The 3,572-nt window shown below is 76.1% G+C and carries 4 protein-coding genes and 2 pseudogenes; 5 read left to right on the top strand and 1 reads right to left on the bottom strand.

Annotated elements, in window-relative coordinates; translation table 11 throughout:
- A pseudogene (locus N866_RS17260) lies at positions 1 to 454 on the bottom strand (helicase-associated domain-containing protein); the annotation flags it as partial.
- Positions 455 to 518: 64 nt separating this feature from the next.
- Between N866_RS17260 and N866_RS17255 the strand changes: the two are divergent.
- From N866_RS17255 to N866_RS17235, 5 genes and pseudogenes are all read left to right on the top strand, one after another.
- Positions 519 to 1,217, top strand: coding sequence for a response regulator transcription factor (locus N866_RS17255; RefSeq protein ID WP_034228853.1), 699 nt, complete (start codon positions 519 to 521; stop codon positions 1,215 to 1,217).
- Between the two features lie 124 nt (positions 1,218 to 1,341).
- Positions 1,342 to 1,683, top strand: coding sequence for a hypothetical protein (locus N866_RS17250; RefSeq protein WP_034228850.1), 342 nt, complete (start codon positions 1,342 to 1,344; stop codon positions 1,681 to 1,683).
- Positions 1,684 to 1,820: 137 nt separating this feature from the next.
- Complete coding sequence (locus tag N866_RS17245; protein ID WP_034228848.1) at positions 1,821 to 2,204, top strand: cold-shock protein; 384 nt, start codon at positions 1,821 to 1,823, stop codon at positions 2,202 to 2,204.
- A complete protein-coding gene (locus N866_RS17240) occupies positions 2,204 to 3,229 on the top strand; it encodes a DUF3027 domain-containing protein (RefSeq protein ID WP_052023205.1) in 1,026 nt (341 codons plus the stop codon). Before N866_RS17245 ends, N866_RS17240 begins: the two co-directional genes overlap by 1 nt.
- Positions 3,226 to 3,572: pseudogene (locus N866_RS17235) on the top strand (sacsin N-terminal ATP-binding-like domain-containing protein); the annotation flags it as partial. The gene N866_RS17240 and the pseudogene N866_RS17235, both read left to right, overlap by 4 nt.

Raw genomic sequence — 3,572 nt, 5'->3', positions numbered from 1 at the left:
CCGGGCTGCGCCGCGCCAGCGTGGTCCGCAGGACCGGGCCGAGGCCGGCGGGGTAGGGGCCCAGGACGTCCGCCAGCCCGGGGGCCGCGTGCAGCACGTCGTCCTGCGCCCACAGCAGCGCCCGGTCGAGCGCGGTCGCCAGGGCGGCGTCGACCCGGTCGCGGTCCTCGGGACCGGTCGCCCCGACCGCCGCGACGACGTCCTCGGCGCGCACCTGCCGATCGTCCTGCGCGGGCGTGGCGGTCCCCTCCAGGGCGAGGACGGCCTCGAGCACCTGGAGCACCGCGGCGTCCACCGTGGACAGGGCACGGTCGAGGCTGACCCGGTTCGCCGCGCGGGCCGCCAGCGACCGGACGCTCGCGGGCGGTGGCGCCGCCAGGTCGGGGCGGGCGCGCAGCAGCGCGACGAGGCTGGAGTCGCCCCGGGCGCGCAGCGCGGCGGTGAAGGTGGACATCCGCACAACCTTACGACCGGGCACTGCGGCTGAGGACGCGGCTCCCGTGGGACCCTGGGGCCCCATGACGCCGACGACCGACCCGACCCCGGACATCCGTGTCGTCGTCGTCGAGGACCAGCCCCTCTTCCGCTCGATGCTCGCGGGCCTGCTCGCCGCCCAGCCGGGCATCCGGGTGGTCGGCGTGGCGGGGAGCGCGGCGGACGGCCGCCGGCTGCTCGCGCCGGGCCGCGTGGACGTCGCCGTCCTCGACGTGGAGCTCGGGGACGGCAACGGCATCGCGCTCGGGGTCGAGGCGCGAGGCCGGGACGGCGCGCTGCGGATCCTCACGCTGTCGAGCCACGACGTGCTCGACCTCCTGCTGAGCCTCCCGGCCCACCTGCAGCACGGCTGGAGCTTCCTGTCCAAGACGACGTCGACCTCGGCCCCCGCGCTCGTCAGCGCGCTGCGCGCCACCGCGCGGGGCGAGACGGTCCTGGACCCGGAGCTCGTCCGTGCGGCCGAGCCCCGCGCCGGCTCCCTCGTCGGCGCGCTCACCCCCCGCCAGTACGAGGTGCTGTGCGGGATCGCCCAGGGCCTGTCGAACCTCGCGATCGCGGAGGACCTGGGCCTGACGGAGAAGTCCGTGCAGAACCACGTCAACGCCCTGTACGCCGCGCTCGGGGTGGAGCAGGACCGCAGCACGAACCCGCGCGTGACCGCCACGCTGCGGTTCGTGGAGGAGACGCGCCGGCCCGGCCTGCCGCCGATCGTGCGCGTCTGAGCCGTCGCCGGCTCGTGGGTGCCGCGGGCCGTCCAGGCCGCCGTGCCGACGTGCCGCCGTGCGGACGCGGCCCGAGGCGTCCGTAGGATCGAGCCAAGATCGCCCTACCGACAGAGGAGCCCCCGTGGACTTCGCCTACAAGACGCTCGTGGTCCTGCACTTCATCGGGCTGGCCTCGATCATCGGCGCCTTCCTGGTGCAGACGAGGGCGAGCACGAAGCGGATCGAGCCGGCGATGTGGCACGGGGCGCTCACGCAGCTCGTCACGGGCCTCCTGCTGGTCGGGCTGGCGGAGATGGGCGACGCGGACGTCGACAACATCAAGATCGGCGTGAAGCTGCTCGTGCTCGTCGCAATCCTCGTGCTGGTCGCCCGCGGCCGGAAGAAGGCCTCCGTGCCCACCGGCGTCTGGGGCGCCGTCGGCGGCCTCACCGTGCTCAACGTGGTCATCGCCGTCTTCTGGTGAGCCCCGCCCGGGTGCCGCCGCCGTCGCGAGGGCGCCGTCGGCGCTCGCCTGCACGGGGAGCACCGTCGGCGCACCGCACCGGACCTGCGGGCCGGTAGCCTGAGGGCGTTCCGTCCGACGACACGACAGGGGTCCCTGTGCCCACCGGCAAGGTCAAGTGGTTCGACGCCGAGCGCGGCTTCGGCTTCATCGGCAGCGACGAGGGCGACGAGGTGTTCCTCCACGCCTCCGCGCTGCCCGCGGGCGTGACCGCCCCGAAGCCCGGCACCCGCGTCGACTTCGGTGTCGCCGACGGCCGCCGTGGTCCCCAGGCGCTGTCCGTCAAGGTGCTCGACCCGCTGCCGTCGGTCGTCAAGGCGCACCGCAAGCCCGTCGACGACATGGCCGTCAACATCGAGGACCTCATCAAGGTCCTGGACAACGTCGGCAACGGCCTGCGCCGCGGTCGCTACCCCGAGAAGGCGAGCGCGAGCAAGATCGCCGCCCTGCTCCGGGCCGTCGCGGACGACCTCGAGGCCTGATGCCCGCCGCCACGAAGGACGCCGTCCTCGCCTCCGCCGCCGACCTCGCGCGGGCCGCGGCCGTCGAGGAGGCCGGTGCCCCCGACCTCGTCGGCGAGCACCTCGGCCTGGTCGTCGAGAGCGAGCGCGTCATCTCCCACCGGTTCGGGACGACGTCCCCGGCGCACCGGGGCTGGGAGTGGACCGTCACGGTCACCCGGGTGCCCCGCGGCCGGACCCCCACGGTCTCCGAGGTGCACCTGCTCCCCGGGGCGGGGGCCGTCCTCGCACCGGAGTGGGTCCCGTGGTCCGAGCGCCTGCGACCCGGTGACGTCGGGCCGGGGGACGTGCTCCCGCGCCTGGCCGACGACGACCGGCTGGAGCAGGGCTACGAGGCCGTCGGTGACGCCGACGCCGACGAGCTGGCCCTCTTCGAGCTGGGGCTCGGGCGCCCGCGCGTGCTGTCCCGCACTGGCCGCTCCGAGGCGGCCGACCGCTGGTACGCCGGCTCCCACGGGCCCACCGCACCGCAGGCGATCGCGGCGAGCGCCCCGTGCTCGACGTGCGGCTTCCTGCTGCTCATGGCGGGCTCCCTGCGCACCGAGTTCGGCGTCTGCGCCAACGAGTGGTCGCCCGACGACGGCAAGGTCGTGAGCATGGACCACGGCTGCGGGGCGCACTCCGAGACGGACGTCCCGCCCGGACCGAGCGACTGGCCGGACGCGCCGTCCGAGTTCGACCCGCTCGAGCTCGTGGACCTGTCGCAGGTCCGCGCCCGCGCGGTCGTGGACGAGCGTGGGGCCGACGCCGCCGACGGGGACGTCCCCGCGGCCGACGTGCCCGCGGACGACGTGCCCGCGGACGACGTGCCCGCGGACGACGTGCCCGCGGACGACGTGCCCGCGGACGACGTGCCCGCGGACGCCCCGGCCGAGGAAGCCCCTGCGGACGACGCCCCGGTCGACGAGCCGGCTGACGACCAGCCTGCCGACGACGCGCCTGCGGACGACGCCCCCATCGACGCGCCGGTCCCCGGCGAGGAGTGACCGACGACCCGTTCGGCACCGCCCGTCTGAGGCAGGCGGTCCTGACGGCCTGGTCGGCTCAGCCGGCCCGGTTCCGCGAGGACGCGAACGCGGAGGAGGACCACGCCCGCGGCGGCTACCGCGACCGGGTCGTCGTCGAGCTCGCCCAGAACGCCGCGGACGCCGCCTCGCGCGGCGCCGGCCCGGGCCGGCTCCTGCTGCGTCTGGTCGACCGGGGCGACGGCGGGCTGCTCCTCGCCGCGAACACGGGGGCGCCGCTGGACGCTGACGGCGTCGCCTCGCTCGCCTCCCTCCGCGCGTCGGCGAAGCGCGCCGAGGCGCCCTCCGCCTCGGTCGGGCGCTT

The sequence above is a fragment of the Actinotalea ferrariae CF5-4 genome, assembly GCF_000603945.1.
Lineage (GTDB): Bacteria > Actinomycetota > Actinomycetes > Actinomycetales > Cellulomonadaceae > Actinotalea > Actinotalea ferrariae.
Note: the sequence above shows the minus strand (reverse complement) of the source record. Positions and strands in the feature narration are given on the sequence as shown.